Annotated in this window: 22 protein-coding genes; 14 read left to right on the forward strand and 8 right to left on the reverse strand. The window is 67.7% G+C overall.

All coding sequences use genetic code 11. The features are described 5' to 3' along the window. Positions 1 to 7: 7 nt before the first annotated feature. The 3 genes from ACO07I_RS12430 to ACO07I_RS12440 form a co-directional block, all read right to left on the reverse strand. Positions 8 to 1816: an adenylate/guanylate cyclase domain-containing protein gene (locus ACO07I_RS12430; RefSeq protein ID WP_422017716.1), complete on the reverse strand. Its 1809-nt coding sequence runs from the start codon at positions 1814 to 1816 to the stop codon at positions 8 to 10. 91 nt (positions 1817 to 1907) lie between these two features. Next, complete coding sequence (locus ACO07I_RS12435; RefSeq protein ID WP_422017718.1) at positions 1908 to 3515, reverse strand: phosphoenolpyruvate carboxykinase; 1608 nt, start codon at positions 3513 to 3515, stop codon at positions 1908 to 1910. 182 nt (positions 3516 to 3697) lie between these two features. Further along, complete coding sequence (locus ACO07I_RS12440; RefSeq protein WP_422017720.1) at positions 3698 to 4417, reverse strand: HugZ family protein; 720 nt, start codon at positions 4415 to 4417, stop codon at positions 3698 to 3700. A gap of 120 nt (positions 4418 to 4537) precedes the next feature. On the opposite strand from ACO07I_RS12440, the gene ACO07I_RS12445 reads away from it, so the two are divergent. The 13 genes from ACO07I_RS12445 (at position 4538) to trxA (ending at position 19653) form a co-directional block, all read left to right on the forward strand. Continuing rightward, entirely contained in the window at positions 4538 to 5233 is a 696-nt protein-coding gene (locus ACO07I_RS12445) for a response regulator transcription factor (RefSeq protein ID WP_422017722.1), read from the forward strand. Positions 5234 to 5330: 97 nt separating this feature from the next. Then, positions 5331 to 6992 (forward strand): stimulus-sensing domain-containing protein, encoded by a 1662-nt coding sequence (locus tag ACO07I_RS12450; protein WP_422017724.1) that lies wholly within the window; start codon positions 5331 to 5333, stop codon positions 6990 to 6992. Positions 6993 to 7000: 8 nt separating this feature from the next. Beyond that, a complete protein-coding gene (locus ACO07I_RS12455) occupies positions 7001 to 7456 on the forward strand; it encodes an HPr kinase/phosphorylase (protein ID WP_422017726.1) in 456 nt (151 codons plus the stop codon). A gap of 17 nt (positions 7457 to 7473) precedes the next feature. After that, positions 7474 to 8409, forward strand: a complete 936-nt coding sequence (rapZ, locus tag ACO07I_RS12460) for an RNase adapter RapZ (protein WP_422017728.1) — start codon at positions 7474 to 7476, stop codon at positions 8407 to 8409. A 9-nt stretch (positions 8410 to 8418) separates the two neighbouring features. Next, complete coding sequence (locus ACO07I_RS12465) at positions 8419 to 8823, forward strand: PTS sugar transporter subunit IIA (RefSeq protein ID WP_298309203.1); 405 nt, start codon at positions 8419 to 8421, stop codon at positions 8821 to 8823. Continuing rightward, positions 8820 to 9131, forward strand: coding sequence for an HPr family phosphocarrier protein (locus tag ACO07I_RS12470; RefSeq protein WP_422017730.1), 312 nt, complete (start codon positions 8820 to 8822; stop codon positions 9129 to 9131). Before ACO07I_RS12465 ends, ACO07I_RS12470 begins: the two co-directional genes overlap by 4 nt. A gap of 158 nt (positions 9132 to 9289) precedes the next feature. Next, complete coding sequence (gene ahcY / locus ACO07I_RS12475) at positions 9290 to 10681, forward strand: adenosylhomocysteinase (RefSeq protein WP_422017732.1); 1392 nt, start codon at positions 9290 to 9292, stop codon at positions 10679 to 10681. A 39-nt stretch (positions 10682 to 10720) separates the two neighbouring features. After that, a complete protein-coding gene (gene tsaE / locus ACO07I_RS12480; RefSeq protein WP_422017734.1) occupies positions 10721 to 11164 on the forward strand; it encodes a tRNA (adenosine(37)-N6)-threonylcarbamoyltransferase complex ATPase subunit type 1 TsaE in 444 nt (147 codons plus the stop codon). Then, positions 11151 to 12158 carry an aminoglycoside phosphotransferase family protein gene (locus ACO07I_RS12485; RefSeq protein ID WP_422017736.1) on the forward strand — a complete coding sequence of 336 codons (1008 nt, stop codon included), beginning with the start codon at positions 11151 to 11153 and terminating at the stop codon, positions 12156 to 12158. The genes tsaE and ACO07I_RS12485 overlap by 14 nt, the downstream gene beginning before the upstream one ends. Further along, positions 12155 to 12847 carry a nucleotidyltransferase family protein gene (locus ACO07I_RS12490; protein ID WP_422017738.1) on the forward strand — a complete coding sequence of 231 codons (693 nt, stop codon included), beginning with the start codon at positions 12155 to 12157 and terminating at the stop codon, positions 12845 to 12847. The genes ACO07I_RS12485 and ACO07I_RS12490 overlap by 4 nt, the downstream gene beginning before the upstream one ends. Next, the gene (gene addB / locus ACO07I_RS12495; RefSeq protein WP_422017740.1) at positions 12844 to 15792 is read left to right on the forward strand and encodes a double-strand break repair protein AddB; all 2949 of its coding nucleotides are present in this window, start codon (positions 12844 to 12846) and stop codon (positions 15790 to 15792) included. Before ACO07I_RS12490 ends, addB begins: the two co-directional genes overlap by 4 nt. Next, positions 15789 to 19250, forward strand: a complete 3462-nt coding sequence (gene addA, locus ACO07I_RS12500) for a double-strand break repair helicase AddA (protein WP_422017742.1) — start codon at positions 15789 to 15791, stop codon at positions 19248 to 19250. Before addB ends, addA begins: the two co-directional genes overlap by 4 nt. A gap of 85 nt (positions 19251 to 19335) precedes the next feature. Then, the gene (trxA, locus tag ACO07I_RS12505; protein WP_295132524.1) at positions 19336 to 19653 is read left to right on the forward strand and encodes a thioredoxin; all 318 of its coding nucleotides are present in this window, start codon (positions 19336 to 19338) and stop codon (positions 19651 to 19653) included. Positions 19654 to 19665: 12 nt separating this feature from the next. Here the strand turns inward: trxA and ACO07I_RS12510 are convergent, their stop codons facing one another. The 3 genes from ACO07I_RS12510 to ACO07I_RS12520 are packed head-to-tail and all read right to left on the reverse strand — an operon-like array spanning position 19666 to position 23138. Then, a complete protein-coding gene (locus ACO07I_RS12510) occupies positions 19666 to 20964 on the reverse strand; it encodes a bifunctional folylpolyglutamate synthase/dihydrofolate synthase (RefSeq protein ID WP_422017745.1) in 1299 nt (432 codons plus the stop codon). A 1-nt stretch (position 20965) separates the two neighbouring features. After that, positions 20966 to 21856: an acetyl-CoA carboxylase, carboxyltransferase subunit beta gene (gene accD / locus ACO07I_RS12515; RefSeq protein WP_422017747.1), complete on the reverse strand. Its 891-nt coding sequence runs from the start codon at positions 21854 to 21856 to the stop codon at positions 20966 to 20968. 37 nt (positions 21857 to 21893) lie between these two features. Continuing rightward, positions 21894 to 23138 carry a D-alanyl-D-alanine carboxypeptidase family protein gene (locus tag ACO07I_RS12520; RefSeq protein WP_422017749.1) on the reverse strand — a complete coding sequence of 415 codons (1245 nt, stop codon included), beginning with the start codon at positions 23136 to 23138 and terminating at the stop codon, positions 21894 to 21896. A gap of 53 nt (positions 23139 to 23191) precedes the next feature. Here ACO07I_RS12520 and ACO07I_RS12525 point away from each other — a divergent pair, with 53 nt between their 5' ends. Continuing rightward, on the forward strand, positions 23192 to 23830 hold the full coding sequence (locus ACO07I_RS12525; protein WP_422017751.1) for an MBL fold metallo-hydrolase: 639 nt from the start codon (positions 23192 to 23194) through the stop codon (positions 23828 to 23830). A 113-nt stretch (positions 23831 to 23943) separates the two neighbouring features. Here the strand turns inward: ACO07I_RS12525 and trpA are convergent, their stop codons facing one another. Next, a complete protein-coding gene (gene trpA / locus ACO07I_RS12530) occupies positions 23944 to 24777 on the reverse strand; it encodes a tryptophan synthase subunit alpha (RefSeq protein WP_422017753.1) in 834 nt (277 codons plus the stop codon). A 2-nt stretch (positions 24778 to 24779) separates the two neighbouring features. After that, the gene (gene trpB, locus ACO07I_RS12535; RefSeq protein ID WP_422017755.1) at positions 24780 to 25994 is read right to left on the reverse strand and encodes a tryptophan synthase subunit beta; all 1215 of its coding nucleotides are present in this window, start codon (positions 25992 to 25994) and stop codon (positions 24780 to 24782) included. Positions 25995 to 26029 lie beyond the last annotated feature (35 nt).

The raw sequence follows: 26029 nt of genomic DNA on the forward strand, positions 1-26029 counted from the left end.
GCGCGCCCTACATCAGGCGATACACCTGCTCCGGCTCGTCCCGGCCCTTCACGTGCCGCAGCTCCGGCTTGGGCAGTTGGCCCAGCGCTTCGGGGTGTTTCATCGCCGCGATCGTGTCGCCGCTCACCAGGACGATCACGTCCTCGTCGTCTTTCATGAACTCCTTGCCCATCTGCTCGAAGCGCTGGGCCACGTTCACCGTGTCGCCGACCACGGTGTAGTTGACCCGCCCCGGGGCGCCGATGTTGCCCACGATCACCGGACCCGAATGAATGCCGACGCGCAAGCGGACGGCGGTCTGGCCGGCGGCGACGCGCTGCAGATTGTCCTCGTGCACCACGCGCCCCATTTCGAGCGCGGCATGGACGGCGTGGTCGGCATGGTCCTCCATGGTCGACAGGCCGCCCCACACCGCCATCACACAGTCGCCGATATACTTGTCGATCACGCCCTGGTCGTTCTCGATGCAGCTGCCCAACAACGCGAAATGATGGTTGAGCATGTCGGCCGTTTCCTGCTCCGGCAGCTCCTCGGCCTGCGGCGTGAAGCCCACGATGTCGGTGAACATCACGGTGACGACCCGTCGGCGCGACGCCACCGCGTCTTCGCCCAGTTCCATCAACCCGAAGACGAGACGGCGCGGTACATAGGCGCCGAACCATTTCAGCGCCCCGCGCGCCTTGTCGAGGCTGTGGCCGGCATCGTCGATCTCGCGCAGCCGCGATTTGCGGTGGAACGGCTCGTCGAACTTGAGCTGCTCGATCAGCTCGGCCGCCGAGGTCAGGGTGCGGATGGAGCGCGCCATGCTCAGCCCCATCACCAGCGCCAGCAGCGCGGCGACGGCCAGCGTGATGCCGCCGACGATCGCCCCGTTCATCAGCCGATCGAGGTCGCCGGTCGCGTCCTCGATCGGGAAATACTGGCCGACCAGCCAGGGCTCCGGTCCGAACCGCCTGAGCTCGCGATAGACGAACACCCATTGCCGCCCGCCCTGCTCGACGACATGGCCGAGCGAGCCCAGCGCCCGGTCGATCTGCGGCGACCGCACGGGCGTATCCCAGATCCTGGCCAGGACCGGGTCGTCCACCTCCTTGATGGTGGGCAGGGGCCGCTTTTCGGAGAGGCCGAGGCCGCGCGGGTCGATCAGCCGGCGCGAGGCGAGCACATGGTCGCGGCCGACGAGGATGAAGTAGCGCCCATCGCCGCCCCGCACGGGATCGCCGATGAGATAGGAGAGATCGCCGACGGCCACCGTGGCGATCAGGCCGCCGATGAAGGCATTGTCGATGCGCCGCACCGGCGTGCGCACATTGACTACCGGCTGCTTGATCGTCTCGCTCCAGAACAGGGCGCCCCAGAACGTGCTTTGCGCGGTCTGAAGCTGACGGAAGCGCTCCATGCCCTGCGGCTGGTCGACCAGCGAGAGCGTCTCGCGCTCGATCGTGCCGTCGGGCTCGCGCACGGCGCGATGCAGCTTGAGATCGAGCGTGGCGAAGCCGACCGCCGAGACGGCGGGGACCTGCTGCATCATGACCGCCAGCAGTTCGCGCACGGCGACCGGCGATTCGATGTCGATGCGGCCGCCCGCGGCGAGGGCAGCGATCAGCTCGAGCTGTTCGCTCACCGGATCGAGGCGGCTGCGGACCAGCGATACCTGGGCGTCGACCACGCGGGCGGCCCGGTCGACCAGCAGCCGTTCGGCGGTGCCGGTCGCGCCGGCGAGCACCACGATGTAGGCGATGCCGGAAATGAGCGAGAGCGAAACGAAGGCAAGTGCCAGCGCGGCGACCATCGGCAACCGCCAGGGGCGGCGCATGGCGGCTTTCGCAGGGGACGTTTCGGTAATCTGGCTCACGCGGCGGACATCATAGGATGTCCGCCGCGCGGAAGCGATGTCCCGTCAGACGTCAGGCGGCGGCGCGGATGGCCGACTTGTTGACCTTGTCGTCGACGTGGCTCTCGAACTGCTGGAAGTTCTTCTCGAAGCGCTGGGCGACGTCGCGCGCGGCGCTGTCGTAGGCCTTCTTGTCCTTCCAGGTGTTCTTCGGATTCAGCACCTCCCCCGGCACGTCCGGGCAGGCGCTCGGCACCTGCATGCCGAAGTGCGGATCGGGCGAGGAGGAGACGGAGGCCAGCGTGCCGTCGAGCGCGGCCCGCACCATCGCGCGGGTGTGGCGGATCGACATACGCTCGCCGACGCCGAAGCCGCCGCCCGACCAGCCGGTGTTGACCAGCCAGCACTTGACGTTCTGGCGGGCCATCTTCTCGCCCAGCATCTTGGCGTAGACGGTCGGGTGACGCGGCATGAACGGCGCACCGAAGCAGGTCGAGAAGGTCGCCTGCGGCTCGGTCACGCCCTTCTCGGTGCCGGCGACGCGCGCCGTGTAGCCCGAGAGGAAATGATACATCGCCTGCTCCGGGGACAGCCGCGAAATCGGCGGCAGCACGCCGAACGCGTCGGCGGTCAGCATCACGATGTTCTCGGGCGTGCCGGCGATTCCGGTCGCCGAGGTGTTCGGGATGAAGTCGAGCGGATAGCAGGCGCGGGTGTTCTCGGTGTGGGCGCCGTCGTCGAGGTCGAGGCGGCCGGTCGCCGGATCGATCACCACGTTCTCGAGCACCGTGCCGAAGCGGCCGGTGGTGGCATAGATCTCGGGCTCGGCCTCGCGGCTGAGCTTGATCACCTTGGCGTAGCAGCCGCCCTCGAAGTTGAAGAGGCTGTCCTCGGCCCAGCCATGCTCGTCATCGCCGATCAGCGTGCGGGTCGGATCGGCCGACAGCGTGGTCTTTCCGGTGCCCGACAGGCCGAAGAAGACCGCGACGTCACCGTTCGGGCCGATGTTGGCGGAAGCGTGCATCGGCAGGACGTTCTTGTCCGGCAGCAGGTAGTTGAGGATCGTGAAAACCGACTTCTTGATCTCACCGGCATACCAGGTGCCGCAGATCGCCACGACGCGCTCGGTGAAGTTCACCAGGATGGCGCAATCGGAGGCCGTACCGTCGAGCTTCGGGTCGGCCTGGAAGCCCGGCAGGTTCAGGATGGTGAATTCCGGCTTGAAGCCCTCGAGTTCCTCGGGCTTCGGGCGCAGGAACATGTTGCGGGCGAACAGATTGTGCCACGCCGTCTCGTTGACCACGCGCACGCCGATGCGATGCGCGGGATCGGCGCCGGCCCAGCAGTCGCGCACGAACAGGTCGCGGCGCTGCGCATAGGCGATCATGCGGTTGTAGAGCGCGCGATAGCGGTCGGGCGTGATCGGCTTGTTGGTCTTGCCCCAGTCGATGCGGCCCTTGCTCTCGGAGTCCTCGACGATGAACTTGTCGTTGGGCGAGCGACCAGTATGGATGCCGGTCCGCACCACCAGGGCGCCGCCATCGGCCACCACGCCTTCATGCCGCCGGATCGCTTCTTGGTAGAGCGCGGGAACCTGGAGGTTCCAGTAGACATTGCTCAGGTTCTTGAGTCCGAGCGCTTCCAGTCCAAACTTGGGTACGATGAAGCCCGCCTGATGCACAGCGTTTCTCCTGCTTTCCGGCCGATCCGAATGGCTAAGGTTTACTGTACCTAGCGCTACTGGCAGGGCTGCAGGGAGGCAAGTCCCTTGCGACAAGTTAGTGTCGGGATGCGTGTGAATCGACCTTCGCACTCGCGAGAAGAATGCTGCGACGCGAAACCAATAGCCCGATCGTGGTGAGATCAGGGCACGGCGCGGGCTCTTCCCACCAGGGCGACCAGCGCCTTGCGCGCCTCACCGGCGGCCCGCAGGGGCTCATCGAAAGCGAGGCGGGCAACTTCGCCGGCGCGCCGCAGGTCGATGCCCTCGGGATCGATACCCGTCATCGTCCAGCCGTGGCCGGCCCGTCCGATCAACTTTGCGGCATAGAGTTGCAGGGCGTCGGCATGATCGGCGTTCATGTGCTCGACGATGCCCGCCTCGGACTCCGCCAACCCCTCGGCCTGCGGTGGGACAAGTTCGGCAGCCTCGATCCAGCGAATCTTGCCGAAGCCACCCACCAGATGAGCCCGCTCTACCGCTATCCGATAGAAGCCGAAATCCTTGAATCCCGCATAGAGCGCAGCATCCGGGTGGCGCGCCAGAAAGCGCGCCTTCAGCCGGTCATCCGTGATGCGCTCTGCCCGTCCCAGCACGGTTGCCCGCGGCCCGGTCAGGGGCTGGTCGAGCCCTCCGGTGCCGTCGAACAGCAGGGAGACGCGGCCGTCCGCCTTGATCGCCTTGGTATGTTCGGCCATATCGCTCAGCAGAAGGATCGGCGACAGGTCGTGATCGACCGCCACGAGAACCAGGGAGGCATAGGGCCAACCGGTCGATTCTCTGGGCAGGATGGTGGCAAGAGAAGCCCGGTCGAGTTCGCGCAACAGGGTGCGCACGGTGCGGGGCATGTCGTCCTGGGTCATGTTCGGATCAAAAAAGCCGCAATTGTTCGTTGAATATCGTGGACCGGAAGGCGGCGGCGACGGTCCGGTGTATGATAGCATGATAAAAAAGCCGTTGTCCGCTGCAGGAGAAGCCAAGCCGTGCGCAAGACCATCGCCCTCGTCGACGACGACCGCAACATCCTCACCTCAGTGTCGATGCTGCTCGAAGCCGAAGGGTTTCAGATCAAGACTTACAACGACGGTGCGTCGGCTCTGGAAGGCCTCAACCAGTCGCCGCCCGATCTCGGCATCTTCGACATCAAGATGCCGCGCATGGACGGGATGGAGCTCCTAAACCGCATCCGCAAGACGCAGCAATTCCCGGTCATCTTCCTCACCTCGAAGGACGAAGAGATCGACGAGGTGCTGGGCCTGCGCATGGGCGCCGATGACTTCATCCGCAAGCCGTTCTCGCAGCGCCTTTTGCTGGAGCGGATCCGCGCCGTGCTACGCCGCGCCGATGTCGGTGGCGCCAAGGGCGAGACCGCCGCCGAGCGCATCGTGCGCGGCGAGCTGATCCTCGACCCGAGCCGCCATCAATGCACATGGAAGGGAAAGGAAGTGCACCTCACGGTCACCGAATTCCTGCTCCTTAAGTCGCTCGCGGAACGGCCCGGCCACGTGAAGAACCGCGACCAGCTCATGGATGCGGCTTACGGCGAGACGATCTACGTCGACGACCGCACCATCGACAGCCACATCAAGCGCGTCCGCCGCAAGTTCCGCGAGGTCGATGGCGAATTCGAGCAGATCGAAACGCTGTATGGCATCGGATATCGATATCGCGACTCCTGAGCCCGGAGCGCGTCCGCCCGGGCATCAGACCCTAAGCTCACGGATCGCCACGGCACTCGGCCGCCTGTTCCCGCGCTCGGTGCGCAAGGGAGCGGGCGTGCCCGCTGCTGCCGACTCTCCCTCGCTTCTGCGCCGGCGCCGCAGCGTGAGCCGTGGCTACTCGCCGCTGACGCGACGCATCCTGCTGCTCAATCTCATTCCGGTGGCGCTGCTGACCCTGGGCGCAGTCTATCTCAGCGACTACGAGGAGGAGCTGATCGACAGCGAGCTCGCCTCGTTGCTGGTTCAGGGCGAGATGGTGGCCGCGGGCATCGGCGAGGTCGCGGTGGTCGGCGGCGAGTCGACGGTCAATCGCATGGACGCCGACGCCGCGCGCCAGCTGCTGACGCGGCTCGTGCGGCCGACCGGCGTACGCGCGCGCCTGTTCAGCGAAACCGGCGAGCTGCTGGCCGATTCGGCGATGTTGAACGAGGTGGGCCGAATCCACGTCGTGCCGCTGCCGCCGCCCGAAGTGCCCATGGAGGCCGAACCCGAGTACAGCATCGGAGAGCGGATCAGCGACTGGATCGCCCGACAGCTGTCGCGCGTCGATCACTATCCCGAATATGTCGAGAAGCCGGTCCCGACCCTGCGCGATTTTCCGGAGGCGGCCAGCGCTCTGCGCGGCTTCAACGCGTCCGCCGTGCGCAGCGCCGGACAGGGACGGCTGCTGCTCAGCGCCGCGGTGCCGGTCCAGCGCTACAAGCAGGTGTTGGGCGCGCTCCTGCTGACACGCGACAACCGGGCCATCGCCGCCTCCCTGCGCGAGGTCCGCTACGACATGCTGACCATCGCCGCCGCGGCGCTCGGCATCACCGTATTGCTCTCGCTCTATCTCGCCGGGACCATCACCCAGCCGATCGTGCGCCTGGCGCGCGCCGCCGACGAAGTCCGGCTGGCGCGCGAGAGCCGGCCGGAGATCCCCGATCTCGGCAAGCGCGGCGACGAGATCGGCGACCTGAACGATGCGCTGCGCTCGATGACCGAGGCCCTTTGGCTGCGCATCAACACGATCGAGAGTTTCGCCGCCGACGTCGCGCATGAGCTCAAGAACCCGCTGACGTCGCTGCGCTCGGCCATCGAGATGGCGGGGCATCCCAACCTCGATGGCGAACGCCGCGCCAAGCTGATGGCCATCGTCATGGACGACATCAACCGGCTCAACCGGCTGATCTCGGACATCTCCGATGCGTCGCGTCTCGATGCCGAACTGATGCGCGGCGAGGTGAAGCCGGTCGACCTCGACAAGCTGCTGCGGGACATGGTCCACCACTATGCCGTGACCGCGAACCAGAAGTCCGGCGTCGAGGTCGAGTTCCGGGTCGCGGCGAACCCGCCCTTCATGGCGCATGGTCATGATGGCCGCTACGGGCAGGTGTTCCGCAACGTCATCGACAATGCCCTGTCCTTCGCGCCGCGGGGCTCGCGCATCCTCGTCGAGCTCGGCCGCGATTCGCGCAACGGCCCCTTCGTCGTCACCATCGACGACGAGGGACAGGGCATCCCCGAGGACAATCTCGAATCGATCTTCCAGCGCTTCTACTCGGAGCGTCCGACCGAGCATTTCGGCCAGCATTCCGGCCTCGGCCTGTCGATCTGCCGGCAGATCGTCGAAACCTATGGCGGCACGATCGCGGCCACCAACCGGCGCGGCCCCGACGGCAAGGTGCTGGGCGCCCGCTTCACGGTGCGGCTCCCGGCCGCCACCGGCCGCAAGTGACGTTCTGAGTGGCGATCCGGGTCACGACCTACGTCCACGCGACCTGCGTCGCCTTGCAGATCGGGGGCCGCTGGCGGGGCATCCTGCTGCGCGGGCCGTCGGGTGCCGGCAAGTCCGACCTCGCCCTTCGGCTCGTCGAGGGCGGTGCGCGGCTGGTGTCCGACGATCAGACGGCGCTCGCCCGGCAGGGCCGCGGCCTGGTCGCCACGCCGCCGGGCACGCTCGCGGGCCTGCTCGAAGTTCGGGGCATCGGCATCGTGAAGCTCGGCCGCGCCCAGCTTCTCGCACGGGCGACGGTCGCCCTTCTGGTGGACCTCGTGCCGCCCGATCGTATCGAACGCCTGCCCGATCCCGTCCGCGAGACGCTGTTCGATGTCGAGCTGCCGGTCCTGGCGCTCACGCCCTTCGAGGCCTCGGCGCCGGTCAAGTTGCGCCTTGCCCTCGGCCGAACCGCGGCGGCATGATCCGGCCCGCGCCGCTCATGCCAGACAGCCCCACTCCTTCTGCTTCCCACGCCCCGGATGAAACGCGCCGACCGTTCGTCGTCGTCACCGGCCTGTCCGGCGCCGGCCGTGGAACCGCCCTGAACGTCCTCGACGATCTGGGTTATGTCGCGGTCGACAACGTGCCGCTGGCGTTGCTCGACGATCTCATGCGCTCGACCGGCGGCGACGCCGGCGCAGGCGCCCAACCGCTGGCGCTGGGCATCGACACCCGCACCTTCGGCTTCGACGCGCGCGACCTGGCCGCCCGCATCCATGAGCTGCGGAACCGTCCCGATCTCGCCGCCCGGCTCCTGTTCCTCGAGGCCGATACCGAGACGCTGCAACGCCGCTACACCGAGACCCGCCGGCCCCATCCGCTGGCGCCGGACCGCCCCGTGGCCGACGGCATCAGCGAGGAGCGGCGGCAGATCGGCTGGATGGCCGACGTGGCCGATCTCACCATCGACACGACCTCGCTGTCGCCGCACCGGCTGAAGCAGATCCTGACCGGGCATTTCGGGCTGGGCCGTGCGGCCGGCACGCGCATATCGGTGATGTCGTTCTCGTTCCGCCGCGGGCTGCCGCGCGAGGCCGATCTGGTCTTCGATGTGCGGTTCCTGAAGAACCCCCACTACGATCCCGCGCTGAGACCCCTGACGGGGCGAAACCCCGAAGTCGCGGCCTTCATCGCAACCGATCCCGACTACCGCCCGTTCGTGGACAGGCTGAAGGCCCTGATCGGGCCGCTGCTGCCCCGGTTCGATGCCGAGGGAAAGAGCTATCTGACCATTGCCGTGGGATGCACCGGCGGCAAGCACAGGTCGGTGGCCCTCGCGGAGGAGCTTGCAGACTGGTTGCGAAGCGCCGGCCGGTCCGTCACTCTCTCCCACCGGGACGTCGGGGCGGCCGGGGAGGCCGGTGGCGCAGGGTAGAGCAAACGCATGATTGGTATCGTACTCGTGACTCACGGCAATCTGGCGCAGGAGTTCAAGGCCGCGTTGGAGCATGTCGTCGGGCCGCAGCAATGCATGTCCACCGTCTGCATCGGCGCCGACGACGACATGGAAAAGCGTCGCAGCGAAATCCTGGAAAGGGTTAGGGCCTGTGAAACCGGCGAGGGCGTCATCGTGCTGACCGACATGTTCGGCGGCACGCCCTCCAATCTCGCGATCTCGATCATGGAGCAGGCGCGGGTCGAGGTTCTGGCGGGCGTCAACCTGCCGATGCTGGTGAAGCTCGCCAGCGTCCGTACACGCCCCATCGCCGAAGCCGTGCGCATGGCGCAGGAGGCCGGCCGCAAGTACATCACCGTGGCCTCGCGCATCCTCGCCAAGGAAGCTTCGTGACCGACGCTCTTGCGAATTCGAGCGCCGAGGCCGGCATCGGCACGCTGAAGCGCAGTCTCGCGATCGCCAACAAGCGCGGACTGCATGCCCGCGCGGCCGCCAAGTTCGTCCGGACGGCGGGCCAGTTCGACGCCATCGTGCGTGTTTCCTTCAAGGGTCAGGAAGTCTCGGGCCTGTCGATCATGGGCCTCATGATGCTGGCCGCCGGCATCGGTAGCACCGTCGAGGTCGTCTGCTCGGGCCGGCAGGGCGCCGACGCGATGGCCGCAATTTCAGCGCTGGTCGAGGGCAAGTTCGGCGAGGAGTGACGGGTCTGCGCGCGCGGGCATAAAGCAGCGCGCATATCGACATAAATTCTTGCTTATATGTTGATCCGACGCGTTGAGGCGGTCCTGCACCGCTGTTATGACACGCCCGCTTTCCACAATTTTCCGCCTGCCGACGCCGGCACACCAAGGAGCGCCACATGGCCGACTACATCGTCAAGGATATCGGGCTCGCCGACTGGGGTCGCAAGGAACTCGACATGGCCGAGACCGAGATGCCGGGCCTGATGTCGATCCGCAAGGAATACGGCCCCAAGAAGCCGCTTAAGGGCGCGCGCATCGCCGGCTCGCTGCACATGACCATCCAGACGGGCGTGCTGATCGAGACGCTGAAGGCGCTGGGTGCCGACGTGCGCTGGGCTTCGTGCAACATCTACTCGACGCAGGACCATGCCGCCGCGGCGATCGCCAAGGCCGGCACCCCGGTCTTCGCCATCAAGGGCGAGAGCCTCGAGGAATACTGGGACTACACCCACAAGATCTTCGAATGGCATGACGGCGGCGAGCCGAACATGATCCTCGACGACGGCGGCGACGCCACCCTGCTGGTCCATCTCGGCGCCCGCGCGGAGAAGGATCCGTCGCTGGTCGCCAACCCGACCAACGAGGAAGAGGAAGTCCTCTACAAGGCCATCCTCAAGACCAACAAGGACAAGCCCGGCTGGTACGCCAAGCTCGGCGCCTCGATCAAGGGCGTCACCGAGGAGACGACCACGGGTGTCCATCGCCTCTACAACATGGCGAAGGAAGGCAAGCTGCTGTGGCCGGCCATCAACGTGAACGACTCGGTGACCAAGTCGAAGTTCGACAATCTGTACGGCTGCCGTGAATCGCTGGTCGACGGCATCCGCCGCGGCACCGACGTCATGATGTCGGGCAAGGTGGCGATGGTCGCGGGCTTCGGCGACGTGGGCAAGGGCTCGGCCGCCTCGCTGCGCCAGGCCGGCTGCCGCGTCATGGTCTCCGAAGTCGATCCGATCTGCGCGCTGCAGGCGGCGATGGAAGGCTACGAGGTCGTCACGATGGAAGAAGCGGCCCCCAAGGCCGACATCTTCGTCACCGCCACCGGCAACGTCGACGTGCTGACGCTCGAGCACATGAAGGCGATGAAGCATCGCGCCATCATCTGCAACATCGGCCACTTCGACAGCGAGATCCAGATCGCCTCCCTGCGTAACTTCAAGTGGCACAACGTGAAGCCGCAGGTCGACGAGGTCGAGTTCGCCGACGGCAAGCGCATCATCGTTCTGTCGGAAGGCCGCCTGGTGAACCTGGGCAACGCGACCGGCCATCCGAGCTTCGTGATGTCGGCGTCCTTCTCGAACCAGACGCTGGCCCAGATCGAGCTGTGGACCAATCCCGGCAAGTACGAGAAGCAGGTCTACACGCTGCCCAAGTTCCTCGACGAGAAGGTCGCGGCATTGCACCTCGAGAAGGTCGGCGCCAAGCTGACGAAGCTGCGTCCCGACCAGGCCAAGTATATCGGCGTGCCCGAGACCGGCCCGTTCAAGGGCGACCTCTACCGGTACTAATCGCCCACAGGCGTGCATGCTAAAAGTCGGCATCGAAAGATGCCGACTTTTTCTTTGCCCCTTCCCGATGAGGCCGCGACCGAGCGGCTGGGCGCAGCATTGGCTGCCCGCCTGCGGCCGCGCGACGTCGTGGCGCTGGAAGGCGGCCTGGGCGCCGGCAAGACGACGCTCGCACGCGCCCTGTTGCGTGCCGCCGCCGGCGACCCGGCCCTGATCGTCCCCAGCCCCACCTTCACCCTGGTCGAGGTCTACGACACCCCGCGCGGCAGCTTCTGGCATTTCGACCTCTATCGCCTGGAAGAGCCCGAACAGGTCTTCGAACTGGGCTGGGAAGAGGCGCGCATCGACGGCGTGATCCTGGTCGAATGGGCCGAGCGGCTGGGCCCCCTGCTGCCGCGCGAGCGGCTCACCGTCAGCCTGTCGGTCGAGGGCGAGGGCCGGCGCGCGATCCTGGAAGGAGATTCCCGTTTTGGCGAAATCTGAACGCGACCGGCTGCGCGCCGAGTTCGTGAATCGCGCCGGCTGGGGCGATGCCGGCGAGCGCCTGCTGGCGGGCGATGCCTCGTTCCGCAAATATTTCCGCCTGAGCCGGCCGCGCGGTTCGGCGGTCGTGATGGACGCCCCGCCGCCGCAGGAGGATGTGCGGCCGTTCGTGCAGATCGGCAAACACCTGATCGCGCTCGGCCTCAGTGCACCCGAGATCCTCGCCGAGGACGCCGGGCACGGCTTCCTGCTGCTGGAGGATTTCGGCGACGACACCTATGCCCGCGTGCTGGCGGCGGGCGGCGACGAGGGCGAACTCTATGCCCGGGCGACCGACGTGCTGATCGAGATCTACCGCGCCGGCGAGCGCAGCCTGTTGCCCGGCCTCGGCGCCTATGCCGGCGATGCGCTGATCGAGGCCGCGATGCTGCTACCGGAATGGTATCTGCCGGAAGCAACCGGCAAGCCGACGCCCCCCGAGGAAACCGAGAGATACGTCGCCGCGTGGCGCGAATGCCTCGCGGCCCTGCCGGCAATGGGCGAGACGCTACTGCTGCGCGACTATCACAAGGACAATCTCCTGTGGCTGCCCTCGCGACCCGGTGTGAAGGCCTGCGGCCTGCTCGACTTCCAGGATGCCCAGCGCGGCCATCCTTCCTACGATCTCGTGTCGCTGATCGAGGATGCGCGCCGCGACGTGGCGCCCGCCGTCCATGCCGCCTGCCTCGACCGCTATGTCGCGGAGGCGGCAATCGCCGACGCCGCCGGCTTCCGCACCGGCTTCGCCCTGATGGCCGCGCAACGCCACGCGCGTATCATCGGACTTTTCGTTCGCCTGCTCCGGCGCGATGGCAAGCCCGACTATCTGCGCCACCTGCCGCGCGTCTGGCGCATGTTCGAGCGCGCCCTGCAGCACGAGGCGCTGTCGCCGCTGTGCGCCTGGGTCGACCGTACCCTGCCGCCGGACTTGCGCCGCATCGGAGCCGCCGCATGATCCGCAGCGCGATGATCCTGGCGGCGGGCCGCGGCGAGCGCATGCGGCCCCTCACCGATTCGACGCCCAAGCCGCTGATCCCCGTCGCCGGTCGTTCGATGCTCGAACGCTCCCTGGATCGCCTGCAACGCACCGGCATCCAGAACATCGTCGTGAACGTTCATCACCTGGGCAGCCAGATCGCCGACCGGCTGGGCGGCCGCGTGCGCATCATCCGCGAGGATCATCTTCTTGAAACCGGCGGCAGCGTCCGCAACGCCCTCCCCCTGCTGGGCAACGCGCCCTTCTTCGTGCTGAACGGCGACGGGCTGTGGCGCGACGGACCGGACTCGATGATGGGACGTCTCGCGGCCGCCTGGAATCCTGACCGCATGGACGCGTTGCTGCTGCTGCATCCGCGCGCCACCGCGTACGGTTGCGAGGAGAAGGATCGCGGCGACTACTATCTCGAGCCCGATGGTCGCGTCCGCCATCGCGGCATGGCCGAGACGGCGCCCTACATGTTCGCCAGCGTCTCCGTCTGCGATTCGCGCCTGTTCAACGGCTCGCCCGAAGGCCCCTTCTCGCTCCTGAAGCTGTGGAACCGTGCCGAGCAGGCCGGTCGGCTGCATGGCCTCGTGCACGACGGCGACTGGTTTCACATCGGCACGCCCTCGGCGCTTGCCGAGGCGGAACGCGTGCTGGGGTGAAGGGCCTCTTCACCATCGGCACGGAACGCCGATTCGCCGACGAGTTGGCGCGCGTGGTGCTGGCCGAACATGACGGCGATCCGCTGGCCCTGGCCGACGTACTGATCCTCCTGCCGACGCGGCGCTCCGTGCGCGCCCTGCGCGAAGCCTTCCTGCGCGCCGCCGGCGGCACGCCCACGATCCTGCCGCGCATGGCGCCACTGGGCGATGTCGACGACGGCGAATGGGAGATCGCCTCGGGCGAGGGCGATGCGCTCACCCTGCCGCCCGCCATCGATCCCGCGGAGCGCGACGCGCTTCTGACGCAGCTCGTGGCCGCCTTCACCGACGACCAGGGCCATCCCATCGCGCAGTCGGCCGCGCAGGCACTGAAGCTCGCGCGCGAACTCGGCCGCCTGCTCGACGAACTGGCCATCGAGGGCGTGTCGTTCTCTCAACTCGAAGGGCTGGTCGAAGGCAACTTCGCGAGCCACTGGCAGCGCACGCTGAAGTTCCTCGCCATCGTGGGCGAACACTGGCCGCAGATGCTCACGGCGCGCGGGCAGATCGACGCCATCGAGCGGCGCACGCGCGCGATCCGCAACCAGGCCGACCGCTGGCGGGCGCGACCGCCGCAGACCCAGGTGATCGCGGCCGGCTCGACCGGCTCGCAGCCCGCGACGCGCGACCTGCTCGCGGCGATCGCCGGCTTGCCGCAAGGCGCCGTCGTCCTGCCGGGTCTCGATCGCGACATGGACGAGGCGAGTTGGGCGGCTCTCGATCCATCGCATCCGCAATACGGCCTGCGTGAACTCCTGGGCGCGCTGGGCGTCGTGCGCGCGGATGTCGAGGAATGGCCTGGCGCCGCGAGTGCCTCTGCCCGTCACTTCCTCATCACCGAGCTGATGCGGCCGGCGGAGACCAGCGAGTCGTGGAACCGGCCGGAACCCGCGTCGCTGGAACATGTGACCCGCGCCGACTGCGCCACGCCGCATCAGGAGGCGCTGGTGGTCGCGCTGGCGCTGCGCAGCGTGCTCGACACGCCGGGACGCACGGCCGCGCTCGTGACGCCCGACCGTGCGCTGGCGCGCCGCGTGTCGGCCGAACTGAAGCGATGGCAGATCGACATCGACGATTCGGCCGGCACGCCGCTGGTGGACACGCCGTCCGCCGCGCTGCTGCACGCGCTGATCGCCGCGGTCGATGCGGGCTTTGCGCCGGTCGAGCTGCTGGCGCTCCTCAAGCATCCACTCTGCATCCTGGGCCTCGACCGCGCCTTCGTGCTCGCCGCGACGCGACGACTCGACCGCAAGTGTCTGCGCGGCCTCAAGCCGACGCCGGGATTGCCATCGATCCGCGCCCGCGTCGACGAAGCGAAATTCGGCGATCCCGGCGACCGCGCCGCCGTGAAGATGCTGCTCGATCGGCTCGACGAAGCGACGCGGCCCCTCGTCGAGCTGATGCAGGGCGACGCCGAGCCCGATTCGCTACTTGCCGCCACGATCGCCGCCGCCGAAAGAATCTCACCGCCCGAGACGCTGTGGTCGGGCGATGCGGGCAGTGCGCTGGCAGACGCGCTGGGGCGCCTGCGCACCGCCTGGGACAACCGTCCCGCGATCGCATCCGGCGAATGGCCCGGCCTGTTCGCGGCGATGCTGGAGCCGGAAACGATCCGCCCGGCCTTCGGACGCCACCCGCGCCTGTCGATCTGGGGACCGCTCGAAGCCCGCCTGCAGCGCGCCGACCTTCTGGTGCTGGGCGGCCTCAACGAAGGCACCTGGCCGCCCGCCGTGGAGACCGGCCCGTGGATCAATCGCCCGATGCGCGCCGAACTCGGACTGCAGCAGCCCGAACGGCGGATCGGCCTCTCGGCGCATGATTTCGTGGCGGCCCTCGGCGCCGAACGGGTGCTACTGACGCGGGCCGAACGCGAAGGCGGCGCGCCCACCGTGCCGTCGCGCTGGCTGGCGCGCCTCGATGCGCTGTTCGGCTATGAGCCCGGCGGCAGCGCACCGGTGCCGGAATACATCCAGCGCGGCCGTCACAGCTTCCTCGCCTGGGCCGAGGCGATCGACCGGCCGGATACCTACGCGCCGTGGCCGCGACCCGAACCGCGGCCGCCGGTCGAAGCGCGGCCAACAAAGCTCTCGGTTTCGAGCGTCGAGCAATGGCGGCGCGATCCCTACGGTCTCTATGCGCGGCGCATCCTCGATCTCAAGGCACTGAAAGCGCTGGAAGAGGAGCTGGGCGCGGCCGATCGCGGCAACGCCCTGCACGACGCGCTCGACGAGTTCCTGAAAAGGCATCCCTCGGGCGTGCTGCCCTCCGATGCCGTGCGTGAATTCGAAGCGCTCGGCGAAAAGCATCTCGCCGAGCTACTGACGGCGCCGGCGGAACGCGCCTTCTGGTGGCCGCGCTTCCAGCGCCTCGCGCGCTGGTTCGTCACTGAGGAAAATGCACGTCGCGCCACCGGCACGAGACTGCTGGCCAGCGAGAGCACGGCCGCGCTGACGGTCGGTCCGGCCGCGCATCCGCTGCGCATCGAGGCGCGCGCCGACCGGGTCGACGAGCTGGAAAGCGCGATCTGGGAAATCATCGACTACAAGACCGGCCGCGTCCCGAGCAAGGACGAACTCGAAGCCCTGTTCGCGCCGCAGCTTCTGCTCGAGGCGGCGATGGCCGAGCGCGGCGGTTTCGAGAAGATCGACGGCAAGGCGAAGGCGGTGCGCCTCTCCTACTGGCAGGCCAACGGCCTCGGCGACGGCGGCAAGGTCACGGAGATCGAGGGCAGCGACACGCTGGTGACGGAGATGATGGCGCTGGTCGAGAAGATGGCCGATCACTTCGCCAAGCCGGGCACCGCCTACCCTGCGCTGCCCTGGCCGGCCTACGGTCCCTACTTCAACGACTACGCCCATCTCGAGCGGATCGCGGAATGGTCGACGGCGGGAGGCGGCGAGGAATGAGCGACGTGCTCGATGCCATTGCGCTCGCGACCGACGCGCAGCGGCGCGCCACCACGCCCGATCATTCCGCCTGGGTCGTGGCCAATGCCGGCACGGGCAAGACGAAGGTCCTCACCGACCGCGTGACGCGGCTGCTGCTCGAAGGCGTCAAGCCCGAGCGCATCCTCTGCCTCACCTTTACCAAGGCGGCGGCCGCCGAAATGCGCAACCGCCTCGCCCATCAGCTCGGCCGCTGGGCGCTGGCCGACGAGGCGACGCTCGACACCGGCATTGCCAAGCTGATCGACCGGGCGCCCGATCCGGCGCAGCGCGTCGTGGCCCGTCGCCTCTTCGCGCGTGTGCTCGACGCGCCGGGCGGCATCAACATCCTGACTATCCACGCCTTCTGCCAGGCGTTGCTGAAACGCTTCCCGCTCGAAGCGGGCGTCGCACCCGGCTTCGATATCCTCGACGAGGCCGAGGCGCAGACGATCCTGCGCCGTGTTCAGAACGAGCAGATGGAAGCCCTGGCGCGCACCGACGCACCGCCGGCGCTCGCGGCGGCCCTGGCCCTCGTCGCCGCCAAGGTCTCGATTGCCGAATACGCCGAGCTGATGACGCGGCTGCTGAGCGAGCGGGCGTGGCTGCTCACCCGTGTCGTCGACGAGGGCGGACTCGCGAAACTGGGCGCGCGACTGCGCCGGCAGCTGGAGTGCGAGGGCGCGGCACCGCTCGACGAAGCCGCACTGCGCGAAGCGGCGCGGGCCTTGATCGAAGCCGGCGGCAAGACCGACGGGCCGAACGGCCAGAGGATCGCTGCCTGGCTGGACGACGGCCTCGACGATCTCAGTCCCGCCTACCGAAGCGTTTTCTTCACCGACAAGGGCCAGGTGCGAAAGACGCTGGCGACCAAGGCAGCGCAGAAGCGTCTGCCCGGCATCGTCGAAATCCTCCAGGCTGAGGCCGCGCGTCTAGAATGCGCCCGCGGGCAGGCCCTCATCGAACTGACCCTGGCCCTGCTGCGGCTGGGCCTCGACATCGCCGACCGCTACACGCGCGCCAAGCGCCGCCGCGCCGTGCTCGACTACGACGACCTGATCGTGGCGACGCGCCGTCTGCTGGAGACGGCGGAATCGGCCGCCTGGGTGCTCTTCAAGCTCGACGGTGGCATCGATCACGTGCTGGTCGACGAGGCGCAGGACACCAATCCCGACCAGTGGGAAGTGATCCGCCGCCTCACCGAGGAGTTCTTCGTGGGCGAAGGCGCGGTCGGGCGCAGCCGCACCATCTTCGCCGTCGGCGACACCAAGCAGTCGATCTTCGGCTTCCAGCGTGCCGATCCGCGCAAGCTCGAGGAGATGCGCCTCTGGTTCGACGAGCGCAGCCGCATCGCCGACCGAATGTTCGTGCCGGTCGGCCTCAACGTCTCGTTCCGCTCGACACCTGCCGTGCTCGATGCCGTCGACTGGGTGTTCGGCGAGGCCGATACGGCGCGCGGTGTCGGTGAGGCCGGGACGGTGCGGCACGTGCCCAGCCGCAAGAATGAGCCGGGGCGGGTTGAACTCTGGCCCCTGGTCGTCGGCAGCGACGACGAGGCCGATACGGCGGACATCGAAGCCATGGGAAGCGGCACGGCACAGGGCCTGCCGCACGAGCGGCTTGCACGATTGATCGCCGCGCACGCCAGGCAGCTGATCGGCACCGAGCGTCGCGCACGCGACGGCGAGACGCTGCATGCCGGCCACTTCATGGTGCTGGTGAGGCGGCGCAACGAGTTCGTCAATGCGCTGGTGAGGGCGCTGAAGCGCGAGGGCGTCGAGGTCGCGGGCGTCGACCGGCTGAACCTCGGCCAGGAACTCGCGATCCAGGATCTGCTGGCGATGGCGCGCTTCGTTCTCCTGCCGCAGGACGATCTCAATCTCGCGGCCCTGCTGAAGTCGCCGCTGATCGGGCTCGACGAGGACCAGCTCTTCAGCCTGGCCTGGAAGCGCCCCGGCCACCTGTGGCGTGCGTTGCGCGAGCGCGCGGCCACGGCGCCCTTCGCTGCAGCTTACGCGATCCTCGCCGACTGGCTGAAGCGCGCCGACTACGACACGCCCTTCGACTTCTTCGCCCGCGCGCTCGGCCCGCAGGGCGGCCGGCGGCGACTGATGGAGCGGCTGGGCCGCGAGGCCTCCGATCCGATCGACGAGTTGCTGGCGCGCGCGCTGCAATACCAGGGGATCGAGGGTGGCTCGCTGCAGGGCTTCCTGCGGTGGTTCGAGACGGGGGGCGGCGAGATCAAGCGCGACCTCGACCAGAACCGGCGGCGCGAGTTGCGCATCCTGACGGTGCACGCCTCGAAGGGCCTGCAGGCGCCGATCGTCTACCTACCCGACACGACGCGGGTGCCGCAGAACCGTGAGCGTCTGCTGGCCGGCACCGACGACGAAGCCCGGCTCTGGCTGCCGCGCACCGACGACGCCAACGAGGCGGCGCGCAGCTGGCGCAGCGAGATCCACGGCCGCACCCTGGAGGAGCAGAATCGCCTGCTGTACGTCGCCATGACGCGCGCCGAGGACCGGCTCTATGTCGGCGGCTGGACGGGCACCCGCAAGGCCGATCGCGGTTGCTGGTACGAGCGCATCGAGGCCGGCCTTCGCGCCAGCACCGAGGCCGCGATGCCGGACGACTCGCCGGCCCGCGTGCGCGCCGTGGCGAAGACCTTCGACTTTACGTCGCTTCTGCCGGATGAGGGCTGGGCGGGCGACGGCTTCGAACTCGCGAACGAAGGCCATATCGTCGAAGCCGAGCAGCCCGAGTTGCCGATCGCCGACGAGGCGCCGCTGCCGGACTGGTGGAGCGAGCCCGCGCCCGGCGAGCCCGATCCGCCGACGCCGCTCGCACCCTCGCAGCCCCTTCCCGACGAGGCTGCCGGTGGGCCGCGCGCCTACAGCCCGCTGATCGCCGACGATCCCAGGCGCTGGCAGCGCGGTGTGCTCTTGCACGATCTGCTGCGCCACCTCCCCGGCCTGCCGCCAGCGGAGCGCGCCGACGCCGCCCGCCGGTTCCTGGCGCAGCCGGCGCACGGGCTTTCGGCCGAGGACATCGAGCAGTGGGCGGGCGAAGCGCTCGCCGTGACCGAGGCTTCGGCGCACGCCGCCCTGTTCGCTCCGGACTCGCGGGCCGAGGTGCCGTTGATCGGCACCCTGCAGACGCCGCGCGGCACCTTCACGGTGAGCGGCCAGGTCGACCGGCTGGCCGTGTCGGAGACGGAAGTCCTGATCGTCGACTACAAGACCAACCGCCCGCCGCCGGACTCGGCCGAAGGCGTGGCACTGGTCTATCGCCGCCAGCTCGCGCTCTATCGCGCCCTGCTGCAGCGGATCTATCCCGGCCGGACGGTGAGAGCCTTCCTGCTCTGGACGGCAGCCCCGCGCCTCATGGAGATCGCAGAAGAAACCCTAGACAAATCAATGCCTTATGCCACCACATCTTGACTCGGGGGGCGTGCGTTCCTAGCTTCTGGGCCAAGGGCGGCGCCGGTCCATCGACCGGCCTGTAGTGTTTTTGGGAGAACCCGCGATGACCGTCAAAGCAACCGATGCTTCCTTCGAAGAGGAAGTCCTGAAGTCCGACACGCCCGTCCTCGTCGACTTCTGGGCCGAGTGGTGCGGCCCCTGCCGCATGATCGGCCCGTCGCTGGAGGATATCTCCAAGGAGATGGACGGCAAGCTCAAGGTCGTGAAGATCAACATCGACGAGAACCCGATGGCGCCGACTCGCTACGGCGTCAGGTCGATCCCGACCCTGCTGCTGTTCAAGAACGGCCAGGTCGCGGCGACCAAGATCGGTGCCGAGCCGAAGCAGAAGCTGGTGAGCTGGATCAACACCGTCGTCTGATCCGGTCGCGGTTCAGCCGTTGCGGACGAGGACCTCGCCCGCGAGATAGAGCGAGCCGCAGATGAGAATGCGCATCGGCGCGGGCTGGGTGGCCAACAGGTCTTCCAGTGCCGCGCCGATGTCGTTTGCGGGCGCGCAATCGAGCCCGACATCGGCCGCACGGGCGCAGGCTTCCTGCGGCGTATAGGCGGCATGACCTTCGGGGAACGGCACAGCACGGGCGGAGCGGGCGGAGCGCGCCAGCGGCCGCAGGAAGCCCGACGCGTCCTTGGTCGTCTGCATGGCGAAGACGAGATAGAGCGGCAGCGGCGCCGGCTCCTTGGCCCACTCAGCCGCCATACGGCCGAGCACGATGCCGCAATCCTCGTTGTGGCCGCCATCGAGCCACAGCTCGCATCCGGGTGGCAGCGAGCCCGGCAGCGGCCCCTTGGTGAGGCGCTGCAGCCGCGCCGGCCACTCGACCGACGCGAGACCCTTGCGGATCGCCGTGTCGTCGACTTCGAAACGCGCCGCCCGCAGACGCTCGATGCAGGCGACGGCGGTCGCGGCGTTGTCGATCTGGTGTGCCCCCGCCAGCGCAGGATTGGGCAGGTCGAGCGTCAGGAGATCGCTTTCGTAGCGAAAGCCCGAGTCCTTCGGCATGACCTGCCACTCTCGGCCCATACGGAACAACGGCGCGGCGAGCTTGGCCGCCTTGGTCTCGATCACCTGCGCACTGACGTCGCGCTGGCGGCCGATCACGGCGGGTGTCGCGCGCTTCAGGATGCCCGCCTTCTCCCAGGCGATGCCTTCGAGCTTGTCGCCTAGGAAGCCCGTATGGTCGTAGCCGACCGGTGTGATGGCGGACAAAGCGGGCTCGATCACGTTGGTGCTGTCGAAGCGCCCGCCCATGCCGACCTCGATGATGCCGAGGTCGGCCGGCACCCGCGAGAAAGCCAGGAAGGCGAGAGCGGTGGTGATGTCGAAGAAGGAGATCGGCGTGTCGCCATTCGCCTCCTCGCATTCGGTCAGCATCTCGTCGAGTTCGTGATCGTCGATCAGCCGGCCGGCGATCCGGATCCGCTCGTTGAAGTGCACGAGATGAGGCGAGGTATAGACGTGCACGCGATAGCCGGCGGCTTCGGCGATGGCGCGCAGATAGGCGACCAGCGAGCCCTTGCCGTTGGTGCCGGCGACATGGATCAGCGGCGGCAGTTTCCGCTCTGGCGATCCCAGCCGCACGAGCAGCCGCTCGATGCGCTCCAGCCCGAGGGTGATGACCCTCGGGTGATGGCTCATCAGGCGTTGAACGATCGGATCGTTCGCGGTCACGTCAGCGACCGGTCTCCGCGAGGGCGCGGCTCTCGACGACCAGCGGATCCATGAACAGCGAGACCATGCGGATCAGGGTCTCGCGCAACTGGTGGCGGTGCACGACGGCATCGACCATGCCGTGCTCGAGCAGATACTCCGAACGCTGGAAGCCGGGTGGCAGCTCCTGGCGGATCGTGTCCTGGATCACCCGCGGGCCGGCGAAGCCGATGATCGCGTCGGGCTCGGCGATATGTACGTCGCCCAGCATGGCGAACGAGGCCGAGACGCCGCCGGTCGTCGGATCGGTCAGCACAACGATATAGGGCAGCCCCGCCTGCTTGACCTTGCGCACCGCGATCGTCGTGCGCGTGAGCTGCATCAGCGAGAGGATGCCCTCCTGCATGCGCGCGCCGCCCGAGGCCGAGAAGACGAACAGCGGCGCTCCGCGCGCGACGGCGAGGTCGGCGGCCATCACCAGCCCCTCGCCCACCGCGGTACCCATCGAGCCGCCCATGAAGCCGAAGTCGAGCAGCGCCACCACGGAGAGGCGATTGCCCATCAGGCCACTCGCCACGACCAGGGCGTCGGTCGTGCCCTCGGCCTTGGCCTGGGCCTCCTTCAGGCGCGCGTCATAGCGCTTGGTGTCGCGAAACTTGAGCGGATCGGCATTCACCCGCGGCAGCGGATGAAGCTCGTACTTGCCCTCGTCGAACAGGAACGGCAGCCGCTTCATCGGGCGCAATCGCATGTGATGGCCGCAGTGACTGCAGACCTCCTGGTTGGCCTCCCAGTCGCGCGTGAACAGCATCTGCTCGCACTTGGGGCACTTCACCCAGAGATTGTCCGGCACTTCCTTGCGGGCGACCAGCGCACGCAGCTTGGGGCGGACGAAATTGGTCAGCCAGTTCATGGGCGCGGTATCGCACGAATGAGGGGACGGGCCAAGGTCAGCGCCAGAACCCGCTATAGGGCGCCGAGAAGTCCGAAGGTTTCTTCACGACACAGAAAGATTTCCGGGCCTGGTATTCGGCGCACAGTCTCTGCGCCGACGCCGGCTCGAGGTCGGCGATGATAGCGGCCTGTTTCGTCACCTTGTTGGAAGTAACAGGGAGGATGTACTCCCGGCCAGGGTGCCTCACGCCCATGGCCATGAGGCTCGCCTGTCCGGCATCGAACGCGTTCTTCGCCGTCCGCCAGTCGCCGAACGTGCCGAGCCAGACGGCATCGCCCGGCATGTCGTAGCGAATGCCGCCGCATTCGCCGTAGGGCAGCACCGTCACCGGGCCGCCCTCGCCGTTGCGCAGCTGCCAGATCTTCTGCCGGTTGCCGCCGGTCTTGAGCGCATAGGCCTCGTCGAACAGGCGGACGAGGAATTCGTCGCGCAGGTCGGCGCGGCGGAACCCGAAAGCGACGGCGACCAGCCGCCTGCCGTCGCGCACCGCGCTGCCCACGATGTTGAATCCCGAGGCGCAGATGAAGCCAGTCTTGAAGCCGTCGGCATAGGGCGAATAGAGATCGAGGAACTTGATGCCCGGCCCGATCCGCTGGCTGCCCAGCATGAACTCCTTGGTGCGGAAGTAGCCGTAATACTGCGGGAAGTCCTTGATGATCGCGAGGGCCAGGATGGCCATGTCGCGCGCGGTCGTGGTCTGTGCCGGATCCGGCAGGCCGTTGGCGTTGCGGAAGGTCGTGGCCGTCATCCCCAGCCGCTGCGCCGTCTCCGTCATACGCTGGCCGAAGGCCGGCTCCGAGCCCGAGAGGCGCTCGCCAAAAGCCGTCGCCACGTCGTTTGCCGACCGTGCGACCAGCGCCTGTATGCCCTGCTCGACCGTGATGGTCCGGCCCTGCGCCAGGCCCAGATGGGAAGACGGCTTGGTGCGGGCATTCTCCGTGAACGAAAGCGTTGCGTTGAGTTGGAGGCGCCCGGCCTTGAGCTCCTCGAAGACGATATAGAGCGTCATCATCTTGGTGAGCGACGCGGGATACCAGAGCGTGCCGGCATTGCGGTCCAGCAGCGCCTCGCCCGTGGCCGCATCGACGACGACATAAGGGCCTGCGGGAACGGGGCCCGAGGGCGAGGCCACGGGGGCGATCTGGGCCCGCGCCGGGGCCAACGACAGGGCAATCAGGCCCAAAATGCACAGCAGAAGACGCACGTTCATGGCCATCGATGCCGGAGGGGCCGGCAGCATACGCCCTTCCAACCGCCCACGGGAGGCATTAGATCGGAAGGATGCTCAAGGTCATGATCGCTCCCGTCACCCCGTTCCAGCAGAACTGCTCCATCGTCTGGTGCGACGAGACCATGGAGGGCACCGCTGTCGATCCGGGCGGCGACTTCGACATGCTCAAACAGGCGATCGACCAGCAGGGCATCAAGGTCACGAAGGTCCTGCTGACCCACGGCCATGTCGACCATGCCTCGGCCGCCGGTACCATGGCCGAGCACTATGGCGTCAAGATCGAGGGACCGCACGAGGACGACCTGTTCCTGATCGAGGGGCTGCCAGAGTCGGGCGCCAAGTACAATTTCCCCGTCTACAAGCCGTTCGTCCCCGACCGCTGGCTGACCCATGGCGAGACGGTGAGCCTCGGCAACGTAACCTTCGACGTGGTGCATTGCCCGGGCCACACGCCGGGCCACGTCGTGTTCGTGAACCGATCAGCGAAGGTCGCCTTCGTGGGCGACGTGCTGTTCCGGGGCTCGATCGGCCGCACGGATTTCCCGCGCGGCAATCACGACCAGCTCCTTGATTCGATCCGCCACCGCCTGTGGCCGTTCGGCGACGACATCACCTTCGTCCCCGGCCACGGCCAGACCTCGACCTTCGGCTGGGAACGCAAGACCAACCCCTACGTCGCCGATCTCAACTTCGAGGATTAGGACAGGTTGGCACTCAGCTGTCGTCCTGAGCGCAGCGAAGGGCCTGGCAGAACGACCGAAGGACTCCGTCGCTGCCGTGAGATCCTTCGCTTCGCTCAGGATGACAAGAACAACTAAGCCTTGCGCACGCCCCTGACGCCGTCGGCGAGGGCCTTGATGTAGGCGAAGACGCCCGGGATGAGGTCGGGCTTGGCCTTGCCGTGGTCGTCGAGCCCGGCCTTCACGCGCTCGACGATGGCGGAGCCCACGACCGCGGCATCGGCGTGACGCGCGATGGCCGCAGCCTGATCGGGCGTGCGGATGCCGAAGCCCACGCCGATCGGCAATTCGGTGTGACGCTTGATGCGCTCGACATGGGTGCGCACGGCTTCCTCGGTCGCCGAACTGGTGCCGGTGATGCCGAGCACCGAGACGAAATAGACGAAGCCCGAGGAATATTTCAGCACCGCCGGGAGGCGCTCGTCGTCGGTGGTGGGGGCCGTCAACAGCACGGTATCGATGCCGGCTGCGACCGCGTAGGGCTTGAGCTCATCGGCCTCTTCCGGCGGCAGGTCGACCAGGATGAAACCGTCGACACCGGCGGCGGCGGCATCCTTGCAGAAGCGCTCGGGGCCGCGCTGGTAGACGAGATTGTAGTAGCCCATCAGCAGGATCGGCGTGTCGTTGTCGCCGGTTTCCTTGCGAAAGCGACGCACCATGTCGAAGGTCGCATCGACGGTGATGCCGGCCTTCAGCGCACGTTGACCGGCGAGCTGGATCGACGGGCCGTCGGCCATCGGGTCGGTGAAGGGCATGCCGAGTTCGATGAGATCGGCGCCGGCGGCCGGCAGGCCTTTCAGGATCTGGTAGCTGACGTCGAGGTTGGGATCGCCGGCCGTGACGTAGGTGACGAGACCGGCCCGTTTGTCGGCCTTGAGTCGGGCGAAGCGCTTGGCGATGCGGCTCATGGTCAGATCTTCATCCCGAGGCGTTCGGCTACGGCAAAGACATCCTTGTCGCCGCGTCCGCAGAGATTCATCACAAGCAGATTGTCCTTCGGCAAGGTCGGCGCGAGCTTGATCACATGCCCCAGAGCATGGGCAGGCTCGAGCGCCGGTATGATGCCCTCGAGCTTGCACAGCATCTGGAAGGCCGCGAGCGCCTCGGCGTCGGTGGCCGATACGTATTCGATGCGGCCCATCTCCTTCAGCCAGGAATGCTCGGGCCCGATGCCCGGGTAATCGAGGCCGGCGGAGATCGAATGCGCCTCGGTGATCTGGCCTTCCTCGTCCTGCAGGAGGTAGGTGCGGTTGCCGTGCAGAACGCCCGGGCGGCCCCCTGTGAGCGACGCGGCATGCTCGCCGGTCTCCACACCCTTGCCGCCCGCCTCGACACCGACGAGGCGCACGCCCTTGTCGTCGAGGAAGGGATGGAACAGGCCCATCGCATTCGAGCCGCCGCCGATGCACGCCACCAGCGTGTCGGGCAGACGGCCCTCGGCCTTCATCATCTGCACGCGCGTCTCGTTGCCAATGACGCACTGGAAGTCGCGCACCATCGCCGGATAAGGATGCGGGCCCGCCACGGTGCCGATGCAGTAGAACGTGTTCTCGCAGGTCGCGACCCAGTCGCGCAGCGCCTCGTTCATGGCGTCCTTGAGCGTGGCCGAGCCCGCCGTCACGGCGCGCACTTCGGCCCCCAGCATGTTCATGCGCACGACGTTGGGCGCCTGACGTTCGACGTCGACGGCCCCCATGAAGACCACGCAGGGAATGTCGAACAGCGCGCAGGCGGTGGCGGTGGCGACGCCATGCTGGCCAGCGCCGGTCTCGGCGATGACCCGCGTCTTGCCCATGCGCTTGGCCATCAGAACCTGGCCCAGCACGTTGTTGATCTTGTGGCTGCCCGTATGGTTCAGCTCGTCGCGCTTGAAGTAGATCTTCGCGCCGCCCAGCTTCTCGGTCAGACGCTTGGCGAAATAGAGCGGGCTGGGGCGACCGGCATAGTGCTCCAGCAGATAGTCGAGCTCGTTCTGGAACGACGGATCGGCCTTGGCCTCGTTGTAGGCCTTCTCCAGGTCGAGGATCAGCGGCATCAGCGTCTCGGCGACGTAGCGACCGCCGAAAATGCCGAAATGCCCCCGCTCGTCGGGGCCGGTGCGGAAACTGTTGGGTGCGCTGGGCATTGTTCTTCCTGTCGGGACGGGCCGGATTAGCAGTC

The sequence above is a fragment of the Reyranella sp. genome (assembly GCF_965227665.1).
In the GTDB taxonomy this organism is placed as follows: Bacteria; Pseudomonadota; Alphaproteobacteria; order Reyranellales; family Reyranellaceae; genus Reyranella.

What these genes read in the sequence shown, in the direction of transcription:
- ACO07I_RS12430 (WP_422017716.1), bottom strand. Translation starts at nt 1,816, where the DNA reads ATGCGCCGCCCCTGGCGGTTGCCGATGGTCGCCGCGCTGGCACTTGCC.
- ACO07I_RS12440 (WP_422017720.1), bottom strand. Translation starts at nt 4,417, where the DNA reads ATGACCCAGGACGACATGCCCCGCACCGTGCGCACCCTGTTGCGCGAA.
- rapZ (WP_422017728.1), top strand. Translation starts at nt 7,474, where the DNA reads ATGCCAGACAGCCCCACTCCTTCTGCTTCCCACGCCCCGGATGAAACG.
- ACO07I_RS12465 (WP_298309203.1), top strand. Translation starts at nt 8,419, where the DNA reads ATGATTGGTATCGTACTCGTGACTCACGGCAATCTGGCGCAGGAGTTC.
- ahcY (WP_422017732.1), top strand. Translation starts at nt 9,290, where the DNA reads ATGGCCGACTACATCGTCAAGGATATCGGGCTCGCCGACTGGGGTCGC.
- tsaE (WP_422017734.1), top strand. Translation starts at nt 10,721, where the DNA reads ATGCCGACTTTTTCTTTGCCCCTTCCCGATGAGGCCGCGACCGAGCGG.
- ACO07I_RS12490 (WP_422017738.1), top strand. Translation starts at nt 12,155, where the DNA reads ATGATCCGCAGCGCGATGATCCTGGCGGCGGGCCGCGGCGAGCGCATG.
- addA (WP_422017742.1), top strand. Translation starts at nt 15,789, where the DNA reads ATGAGCGACGTGCTCGATGCCATTGCGCTCGCGACCGACGCGCAGCGG.
- trxA (WP_295132524.1), top strand. Translation starts at nt 19,336, where the DNA reads ATGACCGTCAAAGCAACCGATGCTTCCTTCGAAGAGGAAGTCCTGAAG.
- accD (WP_422017747.1), bottom strand. Translation starts at nt 21,856, where the DNA reads ATGAACTGGCTGACCAATTTCGTCCGCCCCAAGCTGCGTGCGCTGGTC.
- ACO07I_RS12520 (WP_422017749.1), bottom strand. Translation starts at nt 23,138, where the DNA reads ATGCTGCCGGCCCCTCCGGCATCGATGGCCATGAACGTGCGTCTTCTG.
- ACO07I_RS12525 (WP_422017751.1), top strand. Translation starts at nt 23,192, where the DNA reads ATGATCGCTCCCGTCACCCCGTTCCAGCAGAACTGCTCCATCGTCTGG.
- trpA (WP_422017753.1), bottom strand. Translation starts at nt 24,777, where the DNA reads ATGAGCCGCATCGCCAAGCGCTTCGCCCGACTCAAGGCCGACAAACGG.
- trpB (WP_422017755.1), bottom strand. Translation starts at nt 25,994, where the DNA reads ATGCCCAGCGCACCCAACAGTTTCCGCACCGGCCCCGACGAGCGGGGG.